The 24,356-nt window shown below is 57.1% G+C and carries 23 protein-coding genes; 11 read left to right on the top strand and 12 right to left on the bottom strand.

What is annotated here, in order from left to right; all coding sequences use genetic code 11:
• Positions 1–10: 10 nt before the first annotated feature.
• The 3 genes from AC6I8B_RS14365 to xseA all read right to left on the bottom strand — a co-directional run bounded on the left by AC6I8B_RS14365 (position 11) and on the right by xseA (position 2,839).
• Positions 11–343, bottom strand: coding sequence for a protealysin inhibitor emfourin (locus AC6I8B_RS14365; RefSeq protein WP_010671321.1), 333 nt, complete (start codon positions 341–343; stop codon positions 11–13).
• Positions 340–1,353, bottom strand: coding sequence for a M4 family metallopeptidase (locus AC6I8B_RS14360; RefSeq protein ID WP_010257519.1), 1,014 nt, complete (start codon positions 1,351–1,353; stop codon positions 340–342). Before AC6I8B_RS14360 ends, AC6I8B_RS14365 begins: the two co-directional genes overlap by 4 nt.
• Before the next feature lie 112 nt (positions 1,354–1,465).
• Positions 1,466–2,839 carry an exodeoxyribonuclease VII large subunit gene (xseA, locus tag AC6I8B_RS14355; protein ID WP_122889741.1) on the bottom strand — a complete coding sequence of 458 codons (1,374 nt, stop codon included), beginning with the start codon at positions 2,837–2,839 and terminating at the stop codon, positions 1,466–1,468.
• Between the two features lie 168 nt (positions 2,840–3,007).
• Here xseA and guaB point away from each other — a divergent pair, with 168 nt between their 5' ends.
• The 3 genes from guaB (at position 3,008) to AC6I8B_RS14340 (ending at position 7,206) form a co-directional block, all read left to right on the top strand.
• Positions 3,008–4,474 (top strand): IMP dehydrogenase, encoded by a 1,467-nt coding sequence (gene guaB, locus AC6I8B_RS14350; protein WP_010671324.1) that lies wholly within the window; start codon positions 3,008–3,010, stop codon positions 4,472–4,474.
• A 68-nt stretch (positions 4,475–4,542) separates the two neighbouring features.
• The gene (guaA, locus tag AC6I8B_RS14345; protein ID WP_022624130.1) at positions 4,543–6,123 is read left to right on the top strand and encodes a glutamine-hydrolyzing GMP synthase; all 1,581 of its coding nucleotides are present in this window, start codon (positions 4,543–4,545) and stop codon (positions 6,121–6,123) included.
• Between the two features lie 309 nt (positions 6,124–6,432).
• Positions 6,433–7,206, top strand: coding sequence for a DUF3750 domain-containing protein (locus AC6I8B_RS14340; protein ID WP_157352755.1), 774 nt, complete (start codon positions 6,433–6,435; stop codon positions 7,204–7,206).
• A 30-nt stretch (positions 7,207–7,236) separates the two neighbouring features.
• Here AC6I8B_RS14340 and AC6I8B_RS14335 read toward each other — a convergent pair whose 3' ends face one another.
• Positions 7,237–7,416, bottom strand: coding sequence for a GDFGVC terminal motif YodC-like protein (locus AC6I8B_RS14335; protein ID WP_022624131.1), 180 nt, complete (start codon positions 7,414–7,416; stop codon positions 7,237–7,239).
• 193 nt (positions 7,417–7,609) lie between these two features.
• Between AC6I8B_RS14335 and AC6I8B_RS14330 the strand changes: the two genes are divergently transcribed.
• Together AC6I8B_RS14330 and AC6I8B_RS14325 are read left to right on the top strand one after the other, a co-directional pair.
• A complete protein-coding gene (locus AC6I8B_RS14330; RefSeq protein ID WP_010671328.1) occupies positions 7,610–7,855 on the top strand; it encodes a hypothetical protein in 246 nt (81 codons plus the stop codon).
• 20 nt (positions 7,856–7,875) lie between these two features.
• A complete protein-coding gene (locus AC6I8B_RS14325) occupies positions 7,876–8,373 on the top strand; it encodes a helix-turn-helix transcriptional regulator (RefSeq protein WP_022624132.1) in 498 nt (165 codons plus the stop codon).
• A gap of 3 nt (positions 8,374–8,376) precedes the next feature.
• Here AC6I8B_RS14325 and mgtE read toward each other — a convergent pair whose 3' ends face one another.
• The 5 genes from mgtE to ppk1 form a co-directional block, all read right to left on the bottom strand.
• The gene (gene mgtE, locus AC6I8B_RS14320; RefSeq protein ID WP_031594028.1) at positions 8,377–9,810 is read right to left on the bottom strand and encodes a magnesium transporter; all 1,434 of its coding nucleotides are present in this window, start codon (positions 9,808–9,810) and stop codon (positions 8,377–8,379) included.
• 140 nt (positions 9,811–9,950) lie between these two features.
• A complete protein-coding gene (locus AC6I8B_RS14315) occupies positions 9,951–10,136 on the bottom strand; it encodes a YfgG family protein (protein ID WP_010671331.1) in 186 nt (61 codons plus the stop codon).
• 101 nt (positions 10,137–10,237) lie between these two features.
• Positions 10,238–10,852: a tellurite resistance methyltransferase TehB gene (gene tehB / locus AC6I8B_RS14310; RefSeq protein WP_157352753.1), complete on the bottom strand. Its 615-nt coding sequence runs from the start codon at positions 10,850–10,852 to the stop codon at positions 10,238–10,240.
• Between the two features lie 41 nt (positions 10,853–10,893).
• Positions 10,894–12,420 carry an exopolyphosphatase gene (gene ppx / locus AC6I8B_RS14305; RefSeq protein WP_033769697.1) on the bottom strand — a complete coding sequence of 509 codons (1,527 nt, stop codon included), beginning with the start codon at positions 12,418–12,420 and terminating at the stop codon, positions 10,894–10,896.
• Between the two features lie 5 nt (positions 12,421–12,425).
• Positions 12,426–14,486 carry a polyphosphate kinase 1 gene (ppk1, locus tag AC6I8B_RS14300; protein ID WP_010260075.1) on the bottom strand — a complete coding sequence of 687 codons (2,061 nt, stop codon included), beginning with the start codon at positions 14,484–14,486 and terminating at the stop codon, positions 12,426–12,428.
• A gap of 150 nt (positions 14,487–14,636) precedes the next feature.
• On the opposite strand from ppk1, the gene AC6I8B_RS14295 reads away from it, so the two are divergent.
• The 3 genes from AC6I8B_RS14295 to pstB are packed head-to-tail and all read left to right on the top strand — an operon-like array spanning position 14,637 to position 19,135.
• Entirely contained in the window at positions 14,637–16,724 is a 2,088-nt protein-coding gene (locus AC6I8B_RS14295; RefSeq protein WP_157352752.1) for an ABC transporter permease subunit, read from the top strand.
• A complete protein-coding gene (pstA, locus tag AC6I8B_RS14290) occupies positions 16,721–18,355 on the top strand; it encodes a phosphate ABC transporter permease PstA (RefSeq protein ID WP_157352750.1) in 1,635 nt (544 codons plus the stop codon). The genes AC6I8B_RS14295 and pstA overlap by 4 nt, the downstream gene beginning before the upstream one ends.
• Positions 18,356–18,367: 12 nt before the next feature.
• On the top strand, positions 18,368–19,135 hold the full coding sequence (gene pstB / locus AC6I8B_RS14285) for a phosphate ABC transporter ATP-binding protein PstB (RefSeq protein ID WP_010260068.1): 768 nt from the start codon (positions 18,368–18,370) through the stop codon (positions 19,133–19,135).
• A 109-nt stretch (positions 19,136–19,244) separates the two neighbouring features.
• On the opposite strand, the gene purN is transcribed toward pstB, so the two are convergent.
• Both purN and purM read right to left on the bottom strand, forming a co-directional pair.
• A complete protein-coding gene (gene purN, locus AC6I8B_RS14280; RefSeq protein WP_010671336.1) occupies positions 19,245–19,883 on the bottom strand; it encodes a phosphoribosylglycinamide formyltransferase in 639 nt (212 codons plus the stop codon).
• Positions 19,880–20,920, bottom strand: a complete 1,041-nt coding sequence (gene purM / locus AC6I8B_RS14275) for a phosphoribosylformylglycinamidine cyclo-ligase (RefSeq protein ID WP_010671337.1) — start codon at positions 20,918–20,920, stop codon at positions 19,880–19,882. The genes purN and purM overlap by 4 nt, the downstream gene beginning before the upstream one ends.
• Positions 20,921–21,150: 230 nt before the next feature.
• Here purM and upp point away from each other — a divergent pair, with 230 nt between their 5' ends.
• The 3 genes from upp to hda all read left to right on the top strand — a co-directional run bounded on the left by upp (position 21,151) and on the right by hda (position 24,016).
• Positions 21,151–21,777: a uracil phosphoribosyltransferase gene (upp, locus tag AC6I8B_RS14270; RefSeq protein ID WP_009088774.1), complete on the top strand. Its 627-nt coding sequence runs from the start codon at positions 21,151–21,153 to the stop codon at positions 21,775–21,777.
• Positions 21,778–21,923: 146 nt separating this feature from the next.
• Positions 21,924–23,207, top strand: coding sequence for a uracil permease (gene uraA, locus AC6I8B_RS14265; RefSeq protein WP_010260058.1), 1,284 nt, complete (start codon positions 21,924–21,926; stop codon positions 23,205–23,207).
• Positions 23,208–23,314: 107 nt separating this feature from the next.
• Positions 23,315–24,016: a DnaA inactivator Hda gene (gene hda, locus AC6I8B_RS14260; RefSeq protein WP_195719715.1), complete on the top strand. Its 702-nt coding sequence runs from the start codon at positions 23,315–23,317 to the stop codon at positions 24,014–24,016.
• Here the strand turns inward: hda and arsC are convergent.
• A complete protein-coding gene (gene arsC, locus AC6I8B_RS14255; protein ID WP_157352748.1) occupies positions 24,013–24,354 on the bottom strand; it encodes an arsenate reductase (glutaredoxin) in 342 nt (113 codons plus the stop codon). The two genes, hda and arsC, sit on opposite strands and share 4 nt — an antisense overlap.
• Between the last annotated feature and the right edge of the window lie 2 nt (positions 24,355–24,356).

Genomic DNA, 24,356 nt, shown 5'->3' with positions numbered 1-24,356 from the left:
TTTTTTTTGCTTATTTACCGTCGCGCCACAGCGCCTGCAACTCAGGTGGCGCCACCTGTTCCGGAATCAACAGCACTATCGTCCCGACCTCGCGGTGCGTTGCATACTGAATCTGGATGCGAAAATAGCGCTGGTCGCCACTGCCCACCTGCGCGGCTTTCTCCTCCGGTTCGCCCAGCGGCATCGCCTGCTGCAGCGCATGGCAGACGCGCTCTCTTTCTGGCGGCGGCAGATCGCCCAGCATAAAGCGTCGTTCGGCGCGTAGCCCCGGAATAAAGGCCATGCCGCCTTCACGCGCGACGATGATGGTGGCGTCATCAGTGAGTTCGGGCAGGTCACTCATAGCACGCCAACCTCCTTCCATGCCTGTTCAATGGCACTGCCGACCGATTCGTTGAACCGTTTTTTACCATGCTGAACGGTGAAGCGGGCAAAGGTCTTAAAGTCAGCATCCTGTGGCAGTTCGTCGTCACACACCGTGTCGTACCAGGCATATCCCGCCTGTTCCCACGCATAACCACCCAGCGCTGTTGCTGCCAGATAAAAAGCCCGGTTAGGAATACCGGAATTGATATGAACCCCGCCATTATCTTCGCGTGTCTTCACGTAGTGATCCATGTGCGCCGGTTGCGGATCTTTGCCCAGCATCGGGTCATCATAGGCGGAACCAGGTTCAGACATTGAGCGCAGACCACGCCCATTGATGCCGCTTGCCAGCAGGCCTTCGCCGATAATCCAGTCCGCCTCATCGGCGCGCTGTTTTTTGCTGAACTGTTTTACCAGCGAGCCAAACACATCTGACAGTGACTCGTTCAGTGCACCAGCCTGCTCGAAGTAGATCAAGCCGGCTTCATTTTCCGTCACGCCATGCGCCAGTTCGTGCGCCACAACGTCAATCGCAATGGTGAAGCGATTAAAGATTTCGCCGTCACCATCACCAAATACCATTTGCTGACCGTTCCAGAAGGCGTTCTGGTATTTGTCACCGTAGTGCACGGTACCGAGCAATTTCAGCCCCTGATTATCCAGCGAATTACGCTGATAAGCCTGCCAGAAGAAGTCATAGGTTACGCCAAGATAGTTCCAGGCTTCCTCAGCCGCCACGTCGTCATTGCCGGGCTGGCCCTCCTGACGAATCAGCTTACCTGGCAGGGTCTGCTGACTTTGCGCATCATAAATTTCACGATCCACGTGGCCGCCTGCCGCGGTTTTTGCCACCGGCTGCTTTTGCCAGTGTTCCGCCATCAGGTGCTGGACGTGTGTCAGGGTGCGACGCGCCTGCTCCTGCTGGTGGCCGGAACCGTGCGCGATGATTTTGCGAAGGATATAGGGAGGAATAACGCAATAAGCCATCTGAAACTCCTTGGCGACAGGGAATGTGCCAGAAAGTATAGACCCGTCAGGCGGGTTAGACCTCATTAGTGAGGCCAGCGTTAAGTGTAAAAGTGTGAGCTGACGGGCAGAGTCAGGAGGCGGTTTTGCGGCGGCGCTTTTTCTCAGGCAGTAACTGCGTCACCTGGCTTTCAACCCAGCCATCATCAAGACGGGTACGGAGCAGGTCGCCGCTCTGGAGCTGTGCGGTTTTCTTCACCACCTGTCCGGCAGTGTCGGTGGTCACGCTAAAACCACGCGCCAGCGTCGCCAGCGGGCTGACGCCTTCCAGTTGCGCCACCAACTGACCAAAGTGCTGTTTGCTGGTGCTCAGCTGTTTTGTCATGCTCTGCTGCAGGCGGTAGTGCCAGCTTTGCAGCTGTTTTTGCGCATCGAACAGCCGCTGCTGAGGCTGCTGGGCATTGAGTCGATGCGACAGGCGATCCTGCTGACGCGTGGCGTGACGCAGGCGGGTTTCCATCGCTTCTCCCAGTCGCTGCTGCAGGCGGAACAGGGCGGTCTGCTGACGGGCCAGACGCAGCTGCGGATGCTGCTGTTGCAGACGATGCTCAAGGCGGGAGTAAAGCCGCTGCTGACGTGCCAGGTAGTAATCCATCGCCATCTCCAGCCGCTGTTGCTGTGACTGCAACTGACGCAGTAACTCCAGATGGTTACGGCTGACAATTTCAGCCGCGGCGGAAGGGGTGGGTGCACGTAAATCGGCAACGAAGTCGGCAATGGTGACATCGGTTTCATGACCCACCGCGCTGACGATGGGAATGCGGCTGGCAAAAATGGCGCGCGCCACGCGTTCATCGTTAAAGCCCCACAAATCTTCCAGCGAACCGCCGCCGCGTCCGACAATTAAGACGTCGCACTCGTTGCGCAGGTTGGCGATTTCAATTGCGCGGACGATAGCCGCTGGCGCATCGACGCCCTGAACCACGGTCGGGTAGATGACCACGGGCAGGGAGGGATCACGGCGATGCAGCACGCGTAACACATCGTGCAGCGCCGCGCCGGTGGAAGAGGTGATGACCCCGACCTGACGCGCTGGTTCCGGCAGCGGTTGCTTATGCTGCGGATCAAACAGTCCTTCGGTGGCCAGTTTTGCTTTCAGCAGTTCAAACTGCTGCTGCAGCAAGCCTTCACCCGCCGGATGCATACTTTCGGCAATCAGCTGATAGTCACCGCGTGGCTCATAGAGAGTGATGTTGGCGCGCACCAGCACCTGCTGACCATGCTGCGGACGGAAGGTGACGCGTCGGTTACTGTTGCGGAACATAGCACAGCGAACCTGAGCGCCATCATCTTTCAGCGTGAAGTACCAGTGACCGGATGCCGGTTGCGTGAAGTTGGAGATCTCGGCGCTGATCCAGACCAGGCCCATCTCTTTCTCCAGCAGCTGACGCACTGTCGTATTGAGACGGCTGACGGTAAAAATATTGGCGATGGGTGGCAGCGACATGTGACGAAGATCAAATTCCAAATCAGCAGGTTAATTCATCGATACTACAGGGCTGTCAGTGCGGATCAAGAGTTTTTCGTAAATAATGCTGGAGGCAATCGATTACGGCCTGTATAATGCCGCGGCAATATTTTATCTATTCTCAATCACCCGAGGTGGAGTATTGCCATGTTAAGAATCGCTAAAGAAGCACTCACTTTTGACGACGTTCTGCTCGTCCCTGCACACTCCACCGTCCTGCCGAATACGGCCGATCTCAGCACCCAGCTGACCAAAAATATCCGTTTAAATATTCCTATGCTCTCCGCTGCCATGGACACCGTGACCGAGTCGGGTCTGGCGATTGCGCTGGCACAGGAAGGCGGCCTTGGCTTCATCCATAAAAATATGTCAATCGAACGCCAGGCGGACGAAGTGCGCAAGGTGAAGAAACATGAAAGCGGCGTGGTGACTGAACCACAGACCGTCCTGCCAACCACCCCACTGGCTGACGTCAAAGCGCTGACCGAGCGCAACGGCTTTGCGGGCTATCCGGTAGTTAACCGCGACAACGAACTGGTGGGTATTATCACCGGTCGTGACGTGCGCTTTGTCACTGACCTTTCACAGCCTGTCTCTGCAGTCATGACCCCGAAAGATCGTCTGGTGACGGTGAAAGAGGGCGAAGCGCGCGATGTGGTGCTGCACAGGATGCATGAAAAGCGCGTTGAGAAAGCGCTGGTGGTAGATGACAGCTTCCATCTGCTGGGCATGATCACCGTTAAAGATTTCCAGAAAGCTGAACGTAAACCTAACGCCTGTAAAGATGAGCAGGGCCGTCTGCGTGTCGGTGCGGCAGTTGGCGCAGGTGCAGGTAACGAAGAGCGTATCGATGCGCTGGTTGCAGCGGGCGTTGACGTGCTGCTGATTGACTCTTCACACGGCCATTCTGAAGGCGTTCTGTCACGTATCCGTGAAACCCGTGCCAAATACCCGGACCTTGAAATCGTCGGCGGCAACGTAGCCACCGGTGCCGGCGCACTGGCGCTGGTTGCGGCAGGCGTCAGCGCCGTTAAAGTGGGTATCGGCCCGGGCTCTATCTGTACTACCCGTATCGTAACCGGCGTGGGCGTTCCGCAGATCACTGCCGTCTCTGACGCAGTCACCGCGCTGGAAGGCACCGGTATTCCGGTGATTGCCGATGGCGGTATCCGTTTCTCCGGTGACATCGCGAAAGCGATCGCCGCCGGTGCGTCCTGTGTCATGGTCGGTTCGATGCTGGCGGGGACCGAAGAGTCACCGGGCGAGATCGAACTTTATCAGGGCCGTTCGTTCAAATCCTATCGCGGTATGGGTTCACTGGGCGCGATGTCTAAAGGCTCTTCTGACCGCTACTTCCAGACCGATAACGCCGCTGACAAACTGGTGCCGGAAGGTATCGAAGGTCGCGTGGCCTATAAAGGCCGTCTGAAAGAGATCGTGCATCAGCAGATGGGCGGCCTGCGCTCGTGCATGGGCCTGACCGGTTGCCCGACCATTGATGACCTGCGCACCAAGGCGGAGTTTGTCCGCATCAGCGGCGCCGGCATCAATGAGAGCCACGTGCATGATGTGACCATCACCAAAGAGTCACCGAACTATCGCATGGGTTCATAATCCCGATTTCCCGCCCGGCTTCAGCCGGGCGCTTTTATTGATTAAGTCACCGTTCTGGAAAACCCTCAATGACGACGGAAAATATCCATAAGCATCGCATTCTGATTCTCGATTTCGGCTCACAATATACTCAGCTGGTTGCACGTCGCGTGCGCGAGCTGGGCGTTTACTGTGAACTCTGGGCATGGGATGTCACCGAAGAGCAGATTCGCCAGTTCAATCCAAGCGGCATCATCCTTTCCGGTGGCCCGGAAAGCACCACCGAACTGAACAGCCCGCGTGCGCCTGAATATGTCTTCAGCGCTGGCGTGCCGGTGCTGGGTGTCTGCTACGGTATGCAGACGATGGCGATGCAGCTGGGCGGCACCGTTGCTGGCTCAACCGAGCGCGAGTTTGGTTATGCGCAGGTTGAAGTGACGACGCCAAGCGCCCTGGTTCGCGATATTGAAGATGCGATCAGCGCCGCTGGCAAACCGCTGCTGGATGTCTGGATGAGCCATGGCGACAAAGTCACGGCGATCCCGGCTGACTTCGTGACCGTTGCCAGCACAGAAACCTGTCCGTTCGCCATCATGGCTAACGAAGAGAAGCGTTTCTACGGCGTGCAGTTCCACCCGGAAGTGACCCATACCCGCCAGGGCCTGCGGATGCTTGAGCGCTTCGTTATCGACATCTGTGAATGTGAAGCCCTGTGGACGCCAGCCAAAATCATTGAAGATGCGGTTGAACGCCTGCGTGTGCAGGTCGGCAACGACAAAGTGATCCTCGGCCTGTCTGGTGGTGTTGACTCCTCCGTGACGGCAATGCTGCTGCATCGCGCCATTGGCGACCGTCTGACCTGCGTGTTCGTAGATAACGGGCTGCTGCGCCTGAACGAAGCACAACAGGTTATGGATATGTTTGGCGACCACTTCGGCCTCAACATTATTCACGTTGAAGGCGAAGCGCGCTTCCTCGACGCGCTGGCAGGTGAGAATGAGCCGGAAGCGAAACGTAAAATTATCGGTCGCGTCTTTGTGGAAGTCTTCGACGAAGAAGCGCTGAAGCTGCAGGACGTTAAGTGGCTGGCACAGGGCACCATCTATCCGGATGTCATTGAGTCTGCGGCCTCTGCAACCGGTAAGGCGCACGTCATCAAATCGCATCACAACGTCGGCGGCCTGCCGAAAGAGATGAAGATGGGCCTGGTTGAGCCGCTGCGAGAGCTGTTCAAAGATGAAGTGCGTAAGATTGGTCTGGAGCTGGGCCTGCCTTACGACATGCTCTATCGCCATCCGTTCCCGGGTCCAGGTCTGGGCGTGCGCGTGCTGGGCGAAGTGAAGAAAGAGTATTGCGACCTGCTGCGCCGTGCCGATGCCATCTTCATCGAAGAGCTGCATAAAGCGGATCTCTATAACAAAGTCAGCCAGGCCTTCACCGTCTTTCTGCCGGTACGTTCAGTCGGCGTGATGGGTGATGGCCGTAAATATGACTGGGTTGTCTCGCTGCGTGCGGTGGAAACCATCGACTTTATGACCGCACACTGGGCGCACCTGCCATATGAGTTCCTTGGCCGTGTCTCTAACCGCATCATCAATGAAGTCGACGGCATCTCCCGCGTGGTGTATGACATCAGCGGTAAGCCACCAGCGACAATAGAGTGGGAATAACCTGGCCTTAGCCAGTTAAGCCCTGATAATTCTGAAGCCCGCTAACCAGCGGGCTTTTTTATTGCTCTGACCGTGCGCAGACTCGCTGTTTTAACTTTTCAGCACATCCCGCCTCGCCGCTGGCGTTTTATTATTCACTTTGCCGGAAATTACGCTATCCTCCATGCAGTAAAAGCCCGCAACTGACGTCAGTTGTGTCCCGCTTTTATCCGCCGCTTTCATCGATCGTCCGTATCCCAAAGCCGCCGCTTACTGAAACCGCCTGCTGAACAGGCGTTTCGCGATTCTTACGTCACCAGGAATGTTGTCATGCTCTCACTTAAAGTGTTCAGCCTGTTTTTTGTTGCCGTACTGCTGCTATCGCTGGGAGCCAGCATCGCGCAGGCGACGCGTCACAGCGATACCACAGAGCAGGGCGGCTGGTGGTCGGCTCGCCGCGATTCGGCCGGGATAGCGCCCGATCCACGCGCGTTATCTAACCTGGCTATTGTGCAGGTTTATGCCGCGCCGACCTATGGCTGGAAAGGGGCGGTGGCGGTGCATCCGTGGATCATCTTCAAGCGCGCCGGTGAAACGCGTTTCACTCGCTACGAAGTGATTAGCTGGGGCAGCGGCGATAAAGTCCGGCGCAACACCAACCTGCCTGATGGCTACTGGTATGGCGCAAAACCGCGGCTGCTGGTGGAACATCGCGGACCGGAAGCAGAAGCGATGATCCCGCAGATTGAAGCCGCCATTAAATCCTATCCGTGGCCGACAACCTATCGCGCCTGGCCTGGACCAAACAGCAACACCTTCCTGGCGCATATTGGCCGCGAAGTACCCGCTTTAAGGCTTGATCTGCCCGCTAACGCGCTGGGAAAAGATTACCGGCCACTGTGGCGTCCGTTCGGGCTGCCGCCATCCGGGCGCGGTGTGCAGGTGTCGATTCTGGGCGTGGCGGGAGTGACGCTGGGTGCAGAAGAGGGATTTGAAGTCAATCTGCTGGGCCTGAATATGGGACTCGATTTCACACCGTTCCGGCTGCGTCTGCCGTTTATTGGCGGCCTGGGAAATGACAACCTTCAGCAGGATAAGCCCTGACAGTCTGGCCCCGTCAGGGGCCGTTTCACCTCAGCACACGCCAAAGTCACCCTCTTCGTGATAGAGATTGACGCTCTCTGCTTTCACTTCGATCTCTTTTTTCGCCGCATCATCAACGCGTGCACACCATAAGGTGTCGCCTTCTACGCGCAGCACCTGCATTTTCGGGCCGCCGGTTTTCGACTGAACAAAATCCTCTGCTTTAAACATATTGCCTCCGTTGATTATCGCTTCTGCTGCCAGATGACTTCTGGCGCTGATCGTTTTTTGTGTGACGTTTTCCAGTTTATACCCTGACTGTTTTACTGCGAGAAAAAGTCTGCGCATGCTGAGCCGCACTAAGATAATTTTATCGGGTTGTCAGTTGACAACTTATCAATTCGGCGTCAGGATAGGGAAAAACATGGCAAGGAAGCGGCATCCCAACAAAGAGATCGAAACGGCGTTACGTTACGCCGAATCCCATGGCTGGCTGGTCGTCACGGGAGGCCATCACGCCTGGGGAAAAATGTACTGCCCGAAAAATCTGTTGATGTGCCGATGCGGGGAGTTTTGTCTGACCTGTATCTGGAGCACACCAAAAAACGCACATCAGCATGCCCGCGCGCTGCGACGCGTGGTCGACAACTGTCACTATCTGAAGTCCTGATGCAGCACAAGGAGAAGCATATGGAATATTGTTTCACATTACGGTTCAGCCTGCCGGAAGGGCATGCGCCGGTGGATGAACTGCTGGAAACGCTGGCAGCGGCAGGCTGTGATGATGCGCTAATCGGCCTGGGCATGCCGGGCAGAATTGCACTGGAGTTCACCCGGGAGTCTGACTCTGCAACGGATGTATTGAAGCAGGCAGAAGAGGATGTGTTGCGTGCGATACCGGGGGCCACGCTGGTGGAAGCCGCACCCGATTTTGTGGGATTGACGGATGTGGCGGAGATCATCGGCATGACGCGTCAGAATATGCGTAAGCTGATGCTCAGCCACCGCCCGCCGTTTCCGCTGCCGGTGCATGACGGTAAAACCGCCATCTGGCACTTAGCGGATGTGCTGGAGTGGCTGAGTCAGCGTGGTAACTATACGCTGCCTGCGGCGACCCGAGAGCTGGCACAGGTAACGCGGCAGCGCAATCTTAACGGATCGCTGCAACGTTACGGTCTGCAAGCCTGACGATCAGTGCGGCAGCAGGAAGATTGTCGCCAGCCCCAGGAAAATAAAGAAGCCGCCGGTGTCGGTAAGGGCAGTGATCAATACGCTGGAGCCGACGGCGGGATCGCGATTCATTTTAGTCATGACCAGCGGCACCAGCACGCCCATCAGCGCGGCCAGCAGCAGATTAAGCGCCATAGCCAGCATCATAACGCCGCCCAGCGCCATATTGTCATACATCATCCAGGTGATGCCGCCCATGATGCCGCCCCAGAACAGGCCGTTGATCAGCGCCACGCCAAGCTCGCGGACGATCAAAAACGAAAAGTTGCCCGGTTCAACCTGATGTAAGGCCAGCGCCCGCACAATCATGGTGATGGTCTGATTACCGGTATTGCCGCCGATACCCGCGACGATCGGCATCAGCGTGGCCAGCGCCACGATTTGCGAAATCGTCCCTTCAAACAGCCCGATAACCCGGGAGGCGACAAAGGCGGTGCAGAGGTTAATCGCCAGCCAGGCCCAGCGTTTACGTACCGATTTACGCACCGGCGCGAACACATCCTCTTCCTGGCTGATACCCCCCATTTTACGAATATTGCTTTCGTTTTCGGCATTCACCAGATCGATGATGTCTTCAATGGTCACGCGGCCAATCAGCTTGCCTTTCGCATCGGTGACGGCGGCTGAAATGAGGTTATAACGTTCAAAGGCACTGGCAGCGTCTTCGGCCTTATCATTGAGCTGGAAGGTGGTAGGGCGGGCGTTCATCACGTCGCTCACCAGGGTTTTGGGTTTGTTAAGCAGGATGTCCGTCAGCAGCAGCTCGCCCAGCAGCTGATTATCTTTATTGGTGATGAAGAGTTTATCGGTACCGCCCGGCATGCTTTTGCGCTTGCGCAGAAAGCGTTGCACCGTTGCAAGCGTGACATCTTCACGCACCGTCAGGATATTGAAATCCATTACCCGGCCTACGCGGTCACGGTCAAGCTGCACCATATCGAGCATGCGGGCGCGCAGGGCTGGCTCCACCGTTGCCAGCAGGCGTCCGGTCAGGTCACGTGGCAGATAACGCGCCAGCCAGACCTGATCGTCGATATCCAGCGGCTGGATAGCGCGCAGGATATCGCGGTCGCTCATCTCTTCGGTGAGGCTTGCCCAGACCGTTTCAGACGCTTCAACCAGCACATGGCCGCGCCGCTCGTTCGGCACCAGCCGCCACAGCGCCTGACGTTCTTCTTCGGGCAGGGCTTCGAGAATATCCGCGAGGTCAGCGGCATGCAGTTGCAGAATGTCCTGCTCCAGCGCGTCACGCTGGGCCGCATTTTCACGTTGCTGTTCAGGATTGAGATCGCCCGATTTCTCCAGCAGGGCATCAACCAGATCGTGCTCGCTGAGCAGCAGCGTCAGAATGCGATGACGTATTTCACTTAAACGTTGAGAGTGAGAGGCAGACACATTGGATCCCTTAAGTCTGAAAGCACCAGCACGAAGTGTAGCGTTTCGCCTGAAAAAGGGATGCAAAAAAGAGTCCAGTTATCTGGATAACGTTTACGTGTCAGGTGCGTTTCAGGCGAAATGTCGTTATTGGTTATTCGCTATCGCGTATCGCCTGATGTTATGGCAACCGGTTCAGGAATAGCTTTCTGTTGCTGATGATGCTCGAAGGCAGCAGGCAGGATAAAAATCAGGCGACTAAAAAGAATGATAAAACTAATCAGCAACACAATGCGGGTCATGGTGCCGGTTTTTTGACGTCTTCGGGGAGAAATAGCGCTGTTCACGCGGGGTGGTTCCTGTAATGACCCCATCTGGGGCGACTGCAATATTTAGTCACAGTCGCCTGATGAAATCAATCGCTGTTGAAAAAAACAGCAGATAAAGATCAGTAACTCGCTTTTTGCGCCAGCAGCGTCGCGAACCGACAGGTGATGCGGTTGCCATTTTCATCTGTGCGATGCAGATGACCGGGGTGCTCGTTGTACTTCACGATGTGCCAGTTGCGGTAGTAGTGGCTGAGCTCACCTGATTTAAACGCAAAGGAGAAATCAGCCGGGCAGGGCATATCCTCCGTGTTCATCGCCGCCACGATCAGGTTAAAACCGTCTCTGACCGTACAGGCCTGCATGTCGGCAATCAGCTGCGGAATAGTCTGCGGCTGAAGGAACATCATCACCACGGTCGAAAGCACAAAGTTGAAGCCGCCATTAAAGCGCGTGTTGTTCAGGTCGCGCTGCTCGGTATGAATGCCGCTGAGATTTTCCTGCGCAATAATCTCCTGCAGGCGCGCCAGGCTTTGCGGATTATGATCCCACGCCGTGACGTCAAAACCGTGCTGATTCAGAAACAGCGTATTGCGTCCCACGCCACAGCCAAGGTCAAGCGCCTTGCCGACGTTGAGCTGGGGCAGCGCCGCAACCACTTCGGAGTGGGGCGGCGTTAAACCATAGGTTTCGGCAAAATAGTTTTCGCCTGAAAGGGGTGCGGTTGGTTGTGTCATATTCATCATTTCAGTTAAACGGGCGCCAGGCGCCCGTGTTGTCAGGCTTCTTCTTCGAGGATCAGTTTCCATCCCGTGACGTCATTCCAGTAAACCTGCTCCCGTTCAAGATCGAGCTGAACCAGGTTGTTCTGCGTGAAGTAGCCCGCCGGGAAGGTCAGCGTCCAGTGGCCATCATCGCATTTCAGGGTTAACGCCTCCGGACGCGTGGTGGCCTGTCGCTGATTATTCAACAGGGTACCAAGGCGAAGCAGGAAGATCAGCGGCACAAACTGCTTTTTCTTGAACAGCGTCACGCGCGGCAGCTCATCAAGCTTTATCGCTTTACGATGGAATCTGACCAGCGCCGCCAGCAGCATCTGCTGATCCTGATTGAAGCCCGGCAGGTTGGTGTTTTGCAGAATATAGGCTGAATGGCGTTGCAGGCCGCTGTGATTAATGGTCAGGCCCACTTCGTGCAGCATCGCCGCCCATTTCAACAGCGCGGCCAGTTGTGGATTCGCCAGTTTCTGATTCTGCTCGCGCCACTGCAGATAAAGCTGCTCGGTGGTGTCGAGCACGCGTCGTGCCTGATCGCTGTCGATAGCGTAATGGTTCGCCAGACTCTGTGCCGTACGGCTGCGAATATCCTGATGGCGGAAACGGCCCTCCATCTCATAGAGCACGCCTTCACGCAGCGCACCGTCGGAGAGGCGCAATTCGCGAATGGCCAGCGCATCAAATACGCCGCAAAGAATCGCCAGCCCGGGTACAAACACACCTTTACGCTCTTCCGACAGACCCGGCAGGCTGAGTGCAGCAAAGGATTTGTGTTTCATCACTTCGTCATAAAGCTTTTCGAGGCGCTCAGGCGTAATCAGCTTCTCTTTTTCATCCATCGCCAGCAGCACTTCGCAGGCGGCTTTGATGGTGCCGGACGCGCCCAGCGCATATTGCCAGCCATGCAGACGATATTGCCACGCCAGCGTTTCCAGCTTCTGTGCGGCCGCTAAACGGGCGCGACGGAAGTTTTCACGGCTGATTTCACCTTTCGGGAAATAGAGCTGGGCGAAACTGACGCAACCCATACGTCGGCTCTCAACCAGTTGCGGTTCAAAATCCTCGCCAATGACCAGCTCGGTTGATCCGCCGCCGATATCGATCACCAGCTTGCGGCCTTTCTCCGGCTGGGTATGTTCAACGCCCATAAAGATCAGGCGAGCCTCTTCATGGCCCGAAATCACCTCGATCGGATAAGGGATCACCTCGGCCGCACGTTGCAGGAAGGTTTCGGCGTTGACCGCCTCGCGCAGCGTGTGGGTACCGACAATCGTCACGTTGCTCGGACTGAACCCCTGCAGGCGCTCGGCGAACAGGGCCAGGCAGGCTAACCCCCGCTCCATCGCTTCCTCGCTGAGGTTGTGCCGGGCATCCAGCCCGTCAGCCAGATGGACGCGCTGCTTAAGGCGGCCCAGTACCTGCATCGCACCATCGACAACCCGCGCAATCACCATATGGAAACTGTTCGAGCCCAGGTCAATCGCCGCAAACTCCTGGGGTTTTGGCGTACTTTTATGAGAAATTGGCATAGGATTTATTCAGGTTGTTCCAGTTTCTTGATGTAATCATAAATGGCCAGCTGCGATCGCACTTTACGACGATTGCCGCGCTGGACGTAATGGTTACTCAACTCTTTATCGACGATGCGGGCTTTCACCGTATCACTCAACTGAATAGCAATAATGTCGAGTATGCGCTGCCGGATGTGGGGATCGAGAATCGCCACTGCCACTTCGATACGGTAATCAATGTTACGTGTCATCCAGTCAGCGGAGGAGAGGAACACCTTCTTATCGCCGCCATTCTCAAAAATATAGACGCGATCGTGTTCCAGATAACGGTCAACAATACTGATGACACGAATATTTTCACTGATCCCGGGCAAGTCAGGGATTAATGAGCACATTCCGCGCACCAGAAGATTAACCTTCACCCCTACGCTGGAGGCTGTATAAAGCCGATCAACCAGACCTTTGTCCACCAGATTGTTGATTTTCAGAGTAATGCCGCAGGGCTTATTCTGCTGCGCATTAGCAATTTCGGTGTCGATTAGCTCATACAGCATCCGGCGCGAGTTCTGCGGCGAGACCATCAGATGATCGAACGTCACGGGCCGGTAGGGATTCTCAATAAAGTTGAATACCCGACGCACTTCATTGGTGATGCGCGCATCCGCGGTCAGCAACGAGTAATCCGTATAGAGACGCGCGGTTTTCTCGTTAAAGTTGCCGGTACCGATATGCGCGTAGCGCACAATCTCTTCGCCTTCGCGGCGTGAGATCAGGAACAGCTTGGCGTGGATCTTCAGGCCTGGTGCGGAGAAAATGACATGCACGCCCGCTTCAGTCAGGCGTTTCGCCCAGTAAATATTGGCTTCTTCATCAAAGCGCGCCTGCAGCTCCACCACCACCGTGACTTTTTTACCGTTGTAGGCGGCATGGATCATCGCATCCATGATGCGGGAGTGTTTAGCAACGCGGTAGATGTTGATTTTTATCGCCAGCACGCTGGGGTCGAACGACGCCTGACGCAGCAGCTCCAGCACATGCTCAAAGGTGTGGTACGGGTAGTAGAGCAGCACGTCGCGATTGCGAATCGCATCAAAGCCGTTGCGGAAGCCATCAAAGCCAATGTGGCGAATCTGCGGCAGCGGGCGGTTCACCAGGTTATTTTTGCCGACGTTAGGGAAGCCGATAAAGTCTTTGAAGTTGTGGTAGCGGCCGCCTGGCAGGATGGAGTCCAGGTTTGAGATGGAAAGCTTGTGGCACAGCAGCGACACCATCGTGTCTGGCATATCGCGCTGGTAGACGAAACGCACCGGTTCCGCCGTCAGTCGCTGCTTCAGGCTGGAGGACATCAGCTCCAGCAGGCTCGACTCCATCTCCGTGACCAGGTCGTACTCGGCGTCACGCGTCATTTTCATTGAATAGGCGTTGAGCGCGTCGTAGTCGTAGAAACCTTTAAAAATGTCATCCAGGCAGTAGCGCAAGATGTTATCCAGCAGGATCATTGGCTTACGGCGGCGCGGTGGCTCTGCCGGTAAATTGATGAAACGCGGGACTTTGTCGGACGGAATTTCCAGCAGCGCATACTGAATATTGTCACCGCGAATGATCTCTACCGCCAGGTAGGTGTAGTCATCTTTAAGGAATTCGGTCAGATCCGTTTCATGGGTGATCAGAATCGGCGAGATATGCTGACGCAGCTCGTGCTTGAAGTAGTGGCGCAGCCACGCCTGCTGATTGGATGAAAGCTGACGTTCATTGATCAGGAAGATCTGGTTACGTGCCATCTCCAGCAGCAGATCGTTATATAACGCATCAAACTCCTGATCGGACTTCATTACCCGCTGCTGAATTTTCTTAAACAGATGGCGTGGTGTACTGGCGGAACCCTGCTCTTCACCAATCAGAATGCGGCGTTTGAGGTCGGCGAAACGCACTTTATAGAATTCGTCGAGATTGTTGGAGTAGATACCCAGAAAGCGCATCCGCTCAATCAGTGGATTGCTTTTGTCTGCTGCTTCCTGCAAAACCCGTTCATTAAAGGATAACCAGCTTAATTCTTTTTCAATATAAAGCTTTACCTGACCCATTCTCACTCCATTTAGCGGTTGCAGGACTGAAGATCCAGTATCCACCAACATTATGGCGAGAGTATGGCAGCGTTGTCCAACGCCAGGAGTTGTCTTATCAATCGGCTACGGGCAACATAGCGGCTTATTTTGGCCTGCTAGCGGAACCGCATGAGCGCAAACCACATTCCTGTCCAATTCAGCGATCGTAAGCGTCGTGCCGTTGACCGTCTGACGCGGCGGCTGGTCACCTGCTGTGGCGTGGCGATCCTGCTATTGATGCTGCTGCTCTTCTGCTGGCTGATTGGCGTGGTATTACCGCTGTTTAATGCGCCGGGCCTGCAGATTGCGGCCAGCCAGCAACTCTGGGATCGTGCGCCAGCCTTAGCGATTGGCAATCAGGGGAAGGTCGGCTGGCGCATCAGCGAGCGGGGTGCGGCGCGTTTTATTCCGCTGGATGGTCAGCCTGCGGAACCGGCACTGGCCCTGACCCCGCCGCCCGGGGAGATAGTGCGGAGTGCCGATGAGCAGACGCTACTGCTGAATATGCAGGGTGCGCTGACTCTGATTCAGCCAACCGCCGACCAGCAGTGGCGTTTTCCGCTGGGAGACAAACCGTTTCATCTGCCTGATGGCGCAGTGACGAAGATGGCGCTGGCGACGCGCCATGCGGGTCAGTGGCGTATAGCCGCACTCACTGAGGCCGGACTCCGGGTGCTGACGCTCGGCACCGATCGCCAGGCCTCGGTTATCCCGCTGCCGCAACGCCAGCTGGATCTGCTGGCGCTCTCGCCGGCCGGCGATCTGCTCTACACCACCGAAGGCAATCTGCTGCGGGTCTGGCAACTTGACGATGACCGTGCACTATTGCGCGAAACGCACACCCTGCCGCAGCGGCCAAAAAGTCTGCATCTGCTGGTGGGCGGTAAAAGCCTGCTGATTCAGGATCACAGCGGCGTCACGCAGTGGTTTGCTATCGCCAGCGAACAGGGGCCGCGCCTGCAGCGCATTCGTACCTTTGCCAACAGCGACGGCGAGACCATTCTGGTGACGGAATCACAACGCCGCGTGTTTGCGACGCTCAGTAAACAGGGGCTGTTACGGCTGTTTGCCAGCAAGCAGGATGGCCCGATACTGCAGCGTCAGCTGGAACCTGGCATTGTGCAGGCGCAGTTTTCGCCGCGTGGCGACAGCCTGCTGATTGAACGGGCGGGAAGCTGGCAGACTCTGCGGCTTGATAATCCGTGGCCGGACGTCACCTGGCGCAATTTCTGGCAAAAAATCTGGTATGAAAATTATCCCGGACCGGACTGGATCTGGCAATCGACCGCGGCGGGTGACAGTTATCAGGCCAAGTTCAGCCTGATGCCGATGGTGATGGGTACGCTGAAAGCGGCGAGTTTAGCGCTGCTGTTTGCCACACCGCTGGCGCTGGCGGCGGCGATGTACACCGCCTGGTTTATGGCGCCAGGCCTGCGACGCTGGGTCAAACCGGCAATCGAAATGATGGGCGCGCTGCCGAGCGTAGTGGTGGGGCTGATTGCCGGGATCTGGCTCGCGCCGCATATTGGTCAGGCGCTGGTAGGTGTGCTGCTGCTGCCGCTGACGCTGGCGGGCACGCTGCTGCTGTCCGGCGTATTCAGCGCGCGTTTACCGCCGCGCTGGCGTCAGCCGGGTCGTGAAGTGCTGATTCTGCTGCCGCTGTTGCTGCTGGTCACGCTGCTGACGCTGTGGCTGCCCACGCTGTTGATACCGGATGCGGGCGACTGGCTGCCGCATTACGAACAGCGCAATCTGCTGGTGGCCGCGCTGGCGATGGGCTTTGCGCTGGTACCGCTGATCTTTACCCTCTCTGAGGATGCGCTGTTCAGCGTGCCCGCAGCGTTAGGGCAGGGCTCGCTGGCACTGGGCGCGACGCCGTGGCAAACCCTGACCCGCGTTGTGCTGCCGGGTGCTTCCGCCGGTATTTTTGCCGCCCTGATGATTGGTCTGGGGCGTGCCGTAGGAGAAACCATGATTTTGCTGATGGCGACCGGCAACACGCCGCAAAGTGAAGGTGGCCTGTTCAGCGGCCTGCGCGCGCTGTCCGCCAATATCGCCATTGAGATGCCGGAAGCGGCGGCGGGGAGCGCTCATTATCGCGTGCTGTTTCTCAGTGCCCTGATGCTGCTGCTGTTTACGCTGGTGATCAACACGGTTGCCGAGCTGATCCGTCAGCGGCTGCGCCAGCGCTACAGCCAGCATGAGGAGCAGGCATGAAAGCGATGCAACAGAACGATCGCTGGCGCTGGCTAACCGCCGGTGCCGTAGCCGTCTGCCTGCTGGCCTTTACGCTGCTGATTGGGTTACTGGCCTGGCAGGGCGTGCGCGCTTTCTGGCCGCAGCGCGTCGATCTCTATACGTTTAGCCAGCCTGAAGGGGGCGATACGCGCCTGCTGGGTGAAACCCTGGAACATCAGCGGCGCTTTCCGGCCCCGGCAGATGAGCAGGGCAACAGCGGCGGACAGGTTAATCGCTATCTGATTAAAACCGGTAACCGTGACTGGGACGCACCCGATTTCCGGGTGGTTTACAGTCGCACGGCGGCGCAGGTCAGCCAGCCCGCGGACATCATGGTGCTGCAGCGCCGCAGCCATGGTCAGGCATACGGCTGGTTTGTCGGCCTGCGTGAGGATAATGAAGAGCTGACTGCGCAGGATCCCGATGCACTGCTACATCAGCGGCTCGGACAGGTGCAGATGCTGGTGCGGCAGGCTAATCAGATTCGCCGGGTCGATATGGCGCGCCTCAACAGCCAGCGTGAGCAGCTTGATGAGCAGGCGGCCACAAACCGTGCTGCCGGGCGCTTTGATCTGCAGGCCGAGTCAGAATATCAGGCCAATCAGGCCGCTTTGCAGCGCCGGTTTAATCAGCTGAGCGAGACACTGGCTTCGCTGCAACAGCAGAGTCAGCGCGATCTGTTAATCCTGCGGGATGTGCATGGCACCGAACATGCGATCCCGCTGACCGAAATCGTTGACAGCTGGAAGCCGAACGCGATGACGCTGACCGGCAAAACGCTGCATTTTCTGCATCAGCTGTGGCGTTTCGTCAGTGATTCACCCGCTGAAGGCGAGAGTGAATCCGGGGCGTTCCCGGCGATCTTTGGCACCGTGCTGATGGTGCTGCTGATGTCGGTGGTCGTGATGCCGCTGGGTGTCATCGCCGCCATCTGGCTGCATGAATATGCCGGACGCAATGCGCTGACCAGACTGGTGCGCATCGCGGTGGTCAATCTGGCAGGCGTTCCTTCAATCGTCTATGGCGTATTTGGTCTGGGCTTCTTTGTCTGGCTGGTGGGCGGCACGATAGACCAGCTCTTCTTCGCCAGCGCGCTGCCCAATCCCACCTTCGGGACACCTGGTTTGCTGTGGGCGTCGCTGACTCTGGCGTTACTAACGCTGCCGGTGGTGATTGTGGCGACCGAAGAGGGACTATCCCGCATTCCCAACAGCCTGCGGCAGGGGTCGCTGGCGCTGGGCGCGACTCAGGCGGAAACCCTGTGGAACGTGGTGCTGCCGATGGCGGTGCCTGCCATGCTGACCGGCCTGATTCTGGCGGTGGCGCGTGCCGCTGGTGAAACCGCGCCGCTGATGCTGGTTGGCGTGGTAAAAATGGTGCCGGAACTGCCCGTCGACGCGGTGTTTCCTTATCTGCATCTGGATCGCAAATTTATGCATCTGGGCTTCCAGATTTACGATCTGGCGTTTCAGAGTCCGAATATTGAAGCTGACCGGCCGCTGGTGTTCGCCACCGCGCTGCTGCTGGTGCTGATTATTCTGTCGCTTAATCTGCTGGCGATGGGCCTGCGTCACCGTCTGCGTGAACGCTATCGCCTTATGACTCAATAACAGGCTATGACTATGACGTCCGACACGGATATCGCGCTGACCGTTAACCAGCTGTCGCTGTGGTATGGCGAGCGCCAGGCGCTGCAGGCTATTTCGCTGCAGGTGCCGAAAAACAAGATTACCGCGCTGATTGGCCCTTCGGGCTGTGGCAAATCGACGCTGCTGCGCTGCTTTAATCGCATGAATGATGTGATTGATCATTGCCGGGTCGAGGGTGAGGTGTTGCTGGGATCGCAGCCGATCCTGCGACCCGAGCAGGATCTCTCGGCGCTGCGTCGTCGGGTCGGCATGGTGTTTCAGCGGCCCAATCCTTTTCCAAAATCGATCTATGAAAATGTGGTCTACGGGCTGCGTTTACAGGGTGTACGCGACCGGCGGGTGCTGAACGAAGCCTGTGAACGTGCGCTGCGCGCGGCGGCGCTGTGGAGTGAGGTCAAAGATCAGCTGTCACAGAATGCGCTGACGCTCTCTACCGGACAGCAGCAGCGGCTGGTGATTGCCCGCGCCATTGCGATTGAACCGGAAGTTCTGCTGCTGGATGAGCCGACCTCCGCGCTGGATCCCATCTCCACGCTGGTGATTGAAGAGCTGATGACCACGCTCAAGCAGCATTTCACGCTGGTGCTGGTGACGCACAACATGCAGCAGGCTTCTCGCGTGTCAGATTACACCGCGTTTATGCATCAGGGCGCGTTAGTGGAGTTTGATGAGACTGACCGTATCTTTACCGCGCCAAAACAGCGACGGACCGAAGATTATATTACGGGGCGCTACGGTTAAGTCAGTAACGGGAGCAGAGCAGGTTGTTATGTCAGACGGCTCAATGGTTCCCTGAGCCTTTACCCCGACCGCCAGCACTTCAGGGGAAGCCCCGGCTTCCCCTGTCGGGTCAGTCGTTAGCATAACCCTGCGGCGGCAGCGGTTCGCCATCCAGCCAGGCCTGGCCGTCACGCATCGCCAGACGACCCTCAACAAACCAGCCGATTACCATCGGATAGATGGCATGCTCCTGATGCTGCACCCGCTCCGTAATCTCCGCTTCGCTGTCGCCGGGAAATACCGGGACTTTTGCCTGCAGGATCACCGGACCCCCATCCAGCTCGTCAGTGACGAAATGCACGGAGGTGCCATGTTCGCTATCACCATTTTCCAGCGCCTGACGATGCGTATGCAGACCCGGATATTTCGGCAACAGGGAAGGGTGGATATTCAGCAGGCGATCGTGAAAATGGGCCACGAACGCGCTGCTGAGAATGCGCATATATCCTGCCAGCACAATCAGGTCTGGACTGTAGGCTTCGATTTCAGCGATGAGCTGGCGATCGAAGGCTTCGCGGTCAGTGAAGTCGCTGGCGGCAAGCGAGTGGGCGGGAATGCCTGCCTCCTGCGCCCGCGTAAGGCCATAAGCGGCGGCGCGGTTGCTGAACACGGCAGCCACGCTGCCGTGAATCCGCCCGCTTGCACAGGCGTCAAGGATGGACTGAAGGTTACTTCCGTTGCCGGAAATCAGTACAACCAGCTTTTTCATCCGTTGATGACCACACGCTCTTCGGCATCAGACGCTTTAATTACGCCGAGCTTCCAGGCTTTCTCGCCCGCTGCCTGCATCAGCGCAATCGCGTTGTCCGCGTCTGCCGGACTCAGGGCGATGATCATGCCGACGCCGCAGTTAAAGGTGCGGTACATCTCGAAACGGCTGACGTTGCCTGCCTGCTGTAACCAGCTGAAGACGGCTGGCCATTGCCAGCTCTTCTCGTCGATGACGGCCTGAGTGTTGTCGGGCAGCACGCGCGGAATATTCTCCCAGAAGCCGCCGCCGGTCAGGTGTGCGATAGCGTGCACATCGACCTGCTCAATCAGGCTCAGGATATTTTTCACGTAGATGCGGGTCGGTTCCAGCAGATGATCGGCCAGCGGTTTGCCTTCCAGCTGTTCAGCCAGCGGATCGGTGTTGCTGACTTCCAGAATCTTACGCACCAGCGAATAGCCGTTGGAGTGCGGGCCGCTGGAGCCGAGGGCGATAAGTACGTCGCCATCCTGCACCTTGCTGCCATCAATGATCTCTGACTTTTCCACCACGCCAACACAGAAACCGGCCACATCGTAATCTTCGCCGTGATACATGCCTGGCATCTCAGCGGTTTCACCGCCCACCAGCGCACAACCCGACTGCAGACAACCTTCGGCGATGCCGGTGATCACCGCAGAGGCGGTATCCACATCCAGTTTGCCGGTAGCGTAGTAGTCGAGGAAGAAGAGGGGCTCGGCGCCCTGTACTACCAGGTCGTTGACGCACATCGCCACCAGGTCAACACCAATGGCATCGTGACGTTTGAGATCCATCGCCAGACGCAGCTTGGTGCCAACGCCATCGGTGCCGGAGACCAGCACCGGTTCACGGTATTTCTGCGGCAGCGCGCAAAGCGCACCAAAACCGCCCAGTCCACCCATCACTTCCGGGCGACGCGTCTTTTTCACTACGCCTTTAATACGGTCAACCAGAGCGTTACCAGCATCAATATCAACACCGGCGTCTTTGTAACTGAGAGAGGTTTTGTCGGTCACTGCGAGGTCCCCACGCGAGTTGCGGTTGGTGGTTTAAAATAAAGCGCGGCAATTCTATCAGTGCAGGCAAACGTTTGCGAGTCCGGGATTGCGCATCGGGCGATTTTCATTAATCCTCTATTTGTCCCGGTAAAACCCGCGGCTTTGCGCAAGAGCAGGTGGCGCGGAGCGTAAAAGGCGGTATAATCCCGCGATTTTTTTTTAGCTCAACTCATTCCGGGAGAACACCAATGAAGATCGTGGAAGTCAGACACCCGCTGGTCAAACATAAACTGGGCTTGATGCGTGAGCATGATATCAGTACAAAGCGTTTTCGCGAGCTGGCGTCTGAAGTGGGCAGCCTGCTGACCTACGAAGCGACCGCCGATCTGGAAACAGAGCGCGTAACCATTGAGGGCTGGAACGGCCCGGTAGAGATCGATCAGATCAAAGGCAAAAAAATCACGGTAGTGCCGATTCTGCGTGCTGGCCTTGGCATGATGGAAGGGGTGCTGGAGCACGTTCCCAGCGCCCGTATCAGCGTGGTGGGTGTTTACCGTGATGAAGAGACACTGGAGCCGGTTCCCTATTTCCAGAAGCTGGTCTCTAACATCGAAGAGCGCCTGGCGCTGGTCGTCGATCCTATGCTGGCGACCGGCGGTTCCATGATCGCCACCATCGACCTGCTGAAGAAAGCGGGCTGCACCAGCATTAAAGTGCTGGTACTGGTTGCCGCACCAGAAGGGATTGCCGCGCTGGAGAAAGCGCATCCTGACGTTGAGCTCTACACCGCGTCAGTGGATCAGGGACTGAATGAGAAGGGTTACATCATTCCCGGGCTCGGCGATGCCGGGGACAAGATTTTCGGAACCAAATAATCGCACAGCCGACCAGAGAGTCGGCTTTTTTTTGGCAAAAAAAAGATCCCCGAACGGGTTTGGTGTGGCTGCGAGGCTCACCGGCGTGCCTGCTGCTGTGCCAGAGTCGCGCGCCCTGGGGGATAAATAACACAAGGGGATAAATGATGACTCGTCGCGCCATTGGCGTCAGTGAACGACCGCCGTTACTGCAAACCATTCCACTCAGCCTGCAACACCTGTTCGCCATGTTTGGTGCCACGGTACTGGTACCGATTCTGTTCCACATAAACCCGGCGACGGTGCTGTTATTTAACGGCGTAGGCACGCTGATCTACCTCTTTATCTGTAAAGGCAAAATTCCCGCTTACCTCGGTTCCAGTTTTGCCTTTATCTCGCCAGTACTGCTATTGCTGCCGCTGGGGTATGAGGTCGCGCTGGGCGGATTTATCCTGTGCGGCGTGCTGTTCTGTCTGGTGGCGCTGATTGTCAAACGCGCGGGCACCGGCTGGCTCGATGTGATGTTTCCCCCGGCGGCGATGGGCGCGATTGTCGCCGTCATCGGTCTGGAGCTGGCGGGTGTAGCCGCTAATATGGCAGGTCTGCTGCCCGCGGAAGGCAGTGCGCCCGACAGTACAACCGTGCTGATTTCGCTGGTCACGCTGGCAGTGACGGTATTCGGTTCCGTGCTGTTTCGTGGCTTCCTGGCGATCATCCCGATTCTGGTCGGGGTGGTGGCGGGTTATCTGCTCTCTGCATTTATGGGCATCGTTGACTGGAGCGGCGTGATCAAAGCCCCCTGGTTTGCGCTGCCAACTTTCTATACCCCGCGTTTTGAGTGGGTGGCGATGCTGACGATCCTGCCTGCGGCGCTGGTGGTGATTGCCGAGCATATCGGTCATCTGGTGGTCACCGCCAACATTGTAAAGAAAGATCTGATTCGCGACCCTGGCCTGCATCGTTCGATGTTCGCTAACGGCTTATCAACGGTCATCTCCGGCTTCTTTGGTTCAACGCCTAACACCACCTACGGTGAAAACATCGGGGTGATGGCGATTACCCGCGTCTACAGTACCTGGGTGATTGGCGGCGCGGCGATTCTGGCGATCCTGCTCTCCTGTGTCGGCAAACTGGCGGCGGTGATCCAGGCGATCCCGGTACCGGTAATGGGCGGCGTGTCGCTGCTGCTGTATGGCGTGATCGGCGCATCCGGTATCCGGGTGTTGATCGAATCCAAAGTCGATTACAACAAAGCGCAAAATCTGATCCTGACCTCGGTGATCCTGATCATCGGCGTCAGCGGTGCGAAGGTGCATATCGGTGCTGCGGAGCTGAAAGGCATGGCGCTGGCGACAATCGTAGGGGTTGGATTAGCGCTGATCTTCCGTGTGATCTCGCTGCTGCGTCCGGAAGAAGTGGTGCTGGAGGCTGAAGAATCGCGCGAGCCGTGATCGCAGCAAGCCTGACAGGATCGGGGCAGGGACGCCCCATTCATCTCTTTCTGAAAACTGTGTTAGACTTCCCCCGATTTTTTGCTTGTTCTCTTGCTGAGGTGCTTCTGAACACGCCGGCACAATTGTCATTGCCACTCTATTTACCTGACGATGAAACCTTCTCCAGCTTCTGGCCGGGGGAAAACCCGTCGCTGATTGCCGCGCTGAAAGGCGCTCTCAACCAACAACATGGCAGCTATCTCTACTTCTGGTCACGCGAAGGCGGAGGGCGGAGCCATTTGCTGCACGCCGCGTGCGCCGAGATGTCAGCGCGCAGCGAAGCGGTCGGTTACGTTCCGCTGGACAAACGCACCTGGTTTGTACCGGAAGTACTGGAAGGGATGGAGCAGCTGTCACTGGTCTGCATCGATAACATCGAGTGCATTGCAGGCGAGCCTGAATGGGAAATGGCGATCTTCGATCTCTATAACCGTATTCTGGAAACCGGCAATACGCGGCTGTTTATTACCGGCGATCGTCCACCACGCCAGCTTAATCTGCAACTGCCCGATCTCGCCTCGCGGCTGGACTGGGGGCAGATCTATCGCCTGCAGCCTCTCTCCGACGAAGACAAATTACAGGCGCTGCAACTGCGCGCCGGGTTACGCGGATTTGAGCTGCCGGAAGATGTGGGGCGCTTCCTGCTGAAGCGACTGGATCGTGAAATGCGCACCCTGTTTGATACGCTGGATCGGCTTGATCGCGCCTCGATCAGCGCCCAGCGTAAACTCACCATTCCGTTTGTGAAAGAGACACTCGGCCTTTAAAACAGGTCGAGCACCGCTTCGGGCGGACGTCCGATCCGCGCCTTGTCGCCATTGATCACTATCGGCCTTTCAATCAGCACCGGATGTTCCACCAGCGCATCCAGCAGTGCACTTTCGCTTTTGTCGCTGAGTGCCAGTTCGCTATAGATCGCCTCTTTAGTCCGCATCAACTGCTGTGCGCTCTGCATTCCCAGTTTCTTTAACAGGATTTGCAGCGTCTCGCGATCGGGCGGCGCTTGCAGATAGAGCACCACTTCCGGCTCTATCCCGCGGGCGTTCAGCAGCGCCAGCGTCTCACGGCTCTTGCTGCAGCGCGGGTTGTGGTAAATCGTCACCATCT

Source organism: Pantoea sp. X-Soil-ISGK-285 (genome assembly GCF_059730815.1).
This window is presented reverse-complemented; position numbering and strand designations above follow the sequence as displayed.

Excerpts from the sequence above, each read along its gene's own strand:
- AC6I8B_RS14365 (WP_010671321.1), bottom strand. The coding sequence starts at position 343 with ATGAGTGACCTGCCCGAACTCACTGATGACGCCACCATCATCGTCGCG.
- AC6I8B_RS14360 (WP_010257519.1), bottom strand. The coding sequence starts at position 1,353 with ATGGCTTATTGCGTTATTCCTCCCTATATCCTTCGCAAAATCATCGCG.
- xseA (WP_122889741.1), bottom strand. The coding sequence starts at position 2,839 with ATGTCGCTGCCACCCATCGCCAATATTTTTACCGTCAGCCGTCTCAAT.
- guaB (WP_010671324.1), top strand. The coding sequence starts at position 3,008 with ATGTTAAGAATCGCTAAAGAAGCACTCACTTTTGACGACGTTCTGCTC.
- guaA (WP_022624130.1), top strand. The coding sequence starts at position 4,543 with ATGACGACGGAAAATATCCATAAGCATCGCATTCTGATTCTCGATTTC.
- AC6I8B_RS14340 (WP_157352755.1), top strand. The coding sequence starts at position 6,433 with ATGCTCTCACTTAAAGTGTTCAGCCTGTTTTTTGTTGCCGTACTGCTG.
- AC6I8B_RS14335 (WP_022624131.1), bottom strand. The coding sequence starts at position 7,416 with ATGTTTAAAGCAGAGGATTTTGTTCAGTCGAAAACCGGCGGCCCGAAA.
- AC6I8B_RS14330 (WP_010671328.1), top strand. The coding sequence starts at position 7,610 with ATGGCAAGGAAGCGGCATCCCAACAAAGAGATCGAAACGGCGTTACGT.
- AC6I8B_RS14325 (WP_022624132.1), top strand. The coding sequence starts at position 7,876 with ATGGAATATTGTTTCACATTACGGTTCAGCCTGCCGGAAGGGCATGCG.
- tehB (WP_157352753.1), bottom strand. The coding sequence starts at position 10,852 with ATGACACAACCAACCGCACCCCTTTCAGGCGAAAACTATTTTGCCGAA.
- ppx (WP_033769697.1), bottom strand. The coding sequence starts at position 12,420 with ATGCCAATTTCTCATAAAAGTACGCCAAAACCCCAGGAGTTTGCGGCG.
- ppk1 (WP_010260075.1), bottom strand. The coding sequence starts at position 14,486 with ATGGGTCAGGTAAAGCTTTATATTGAAAAAGAATTAAGCTGGTTATCC.
- AC6I8B_RS14295 (WP_157352752.1), top strand. The coding sequence starts at position 14,637 with ATGAGCGCAAACCACATTCCTGTCCAATTCAGCGATCGTAAGCGTCGT.
- pstA (WP_157352750.1), top strand. The coding sequence starts at position 16,721 with ATGAAAGCGATGCAACAGAACGATCGCTGGCGCTGGCTAACCGCCGGT.
- pstB (WP_010260068.1), top strand. The coding sequence starts at position 18,368 with ATGACGTCCGACACGGATATCGCGCTGACCGTTAACCAGCTGTCGCTG.
- purN (WP_010671336.1), bottom strand. The coding sequence starts at position 19,883 with ATGAAAAAGCTGGTTGTACTGATTTCCGGCAACGGAAGTAACCTTCAG.
- upp (WP_009088774.1), top strand. The coding sequence starts at position 21,151 with ATGAAGATCGTGGAAGTCAGACACCCGCTGGTCAAACATAAACTGGGC.
- uraA (WP_010260058.1), top strand. The coding sequence starts at position 21,924 with ATGACTCGTCGCGCCATTGGCGTCAGTGAACGACCGCCGTTACTGCAA.
- arsC (WP_157352748.1), bottom strand. The coding sequence starts at position 24,354 with ATGGTGACGATTTACCACAACCCGCGCTGCAGCAAGAGCCGTGAGACG.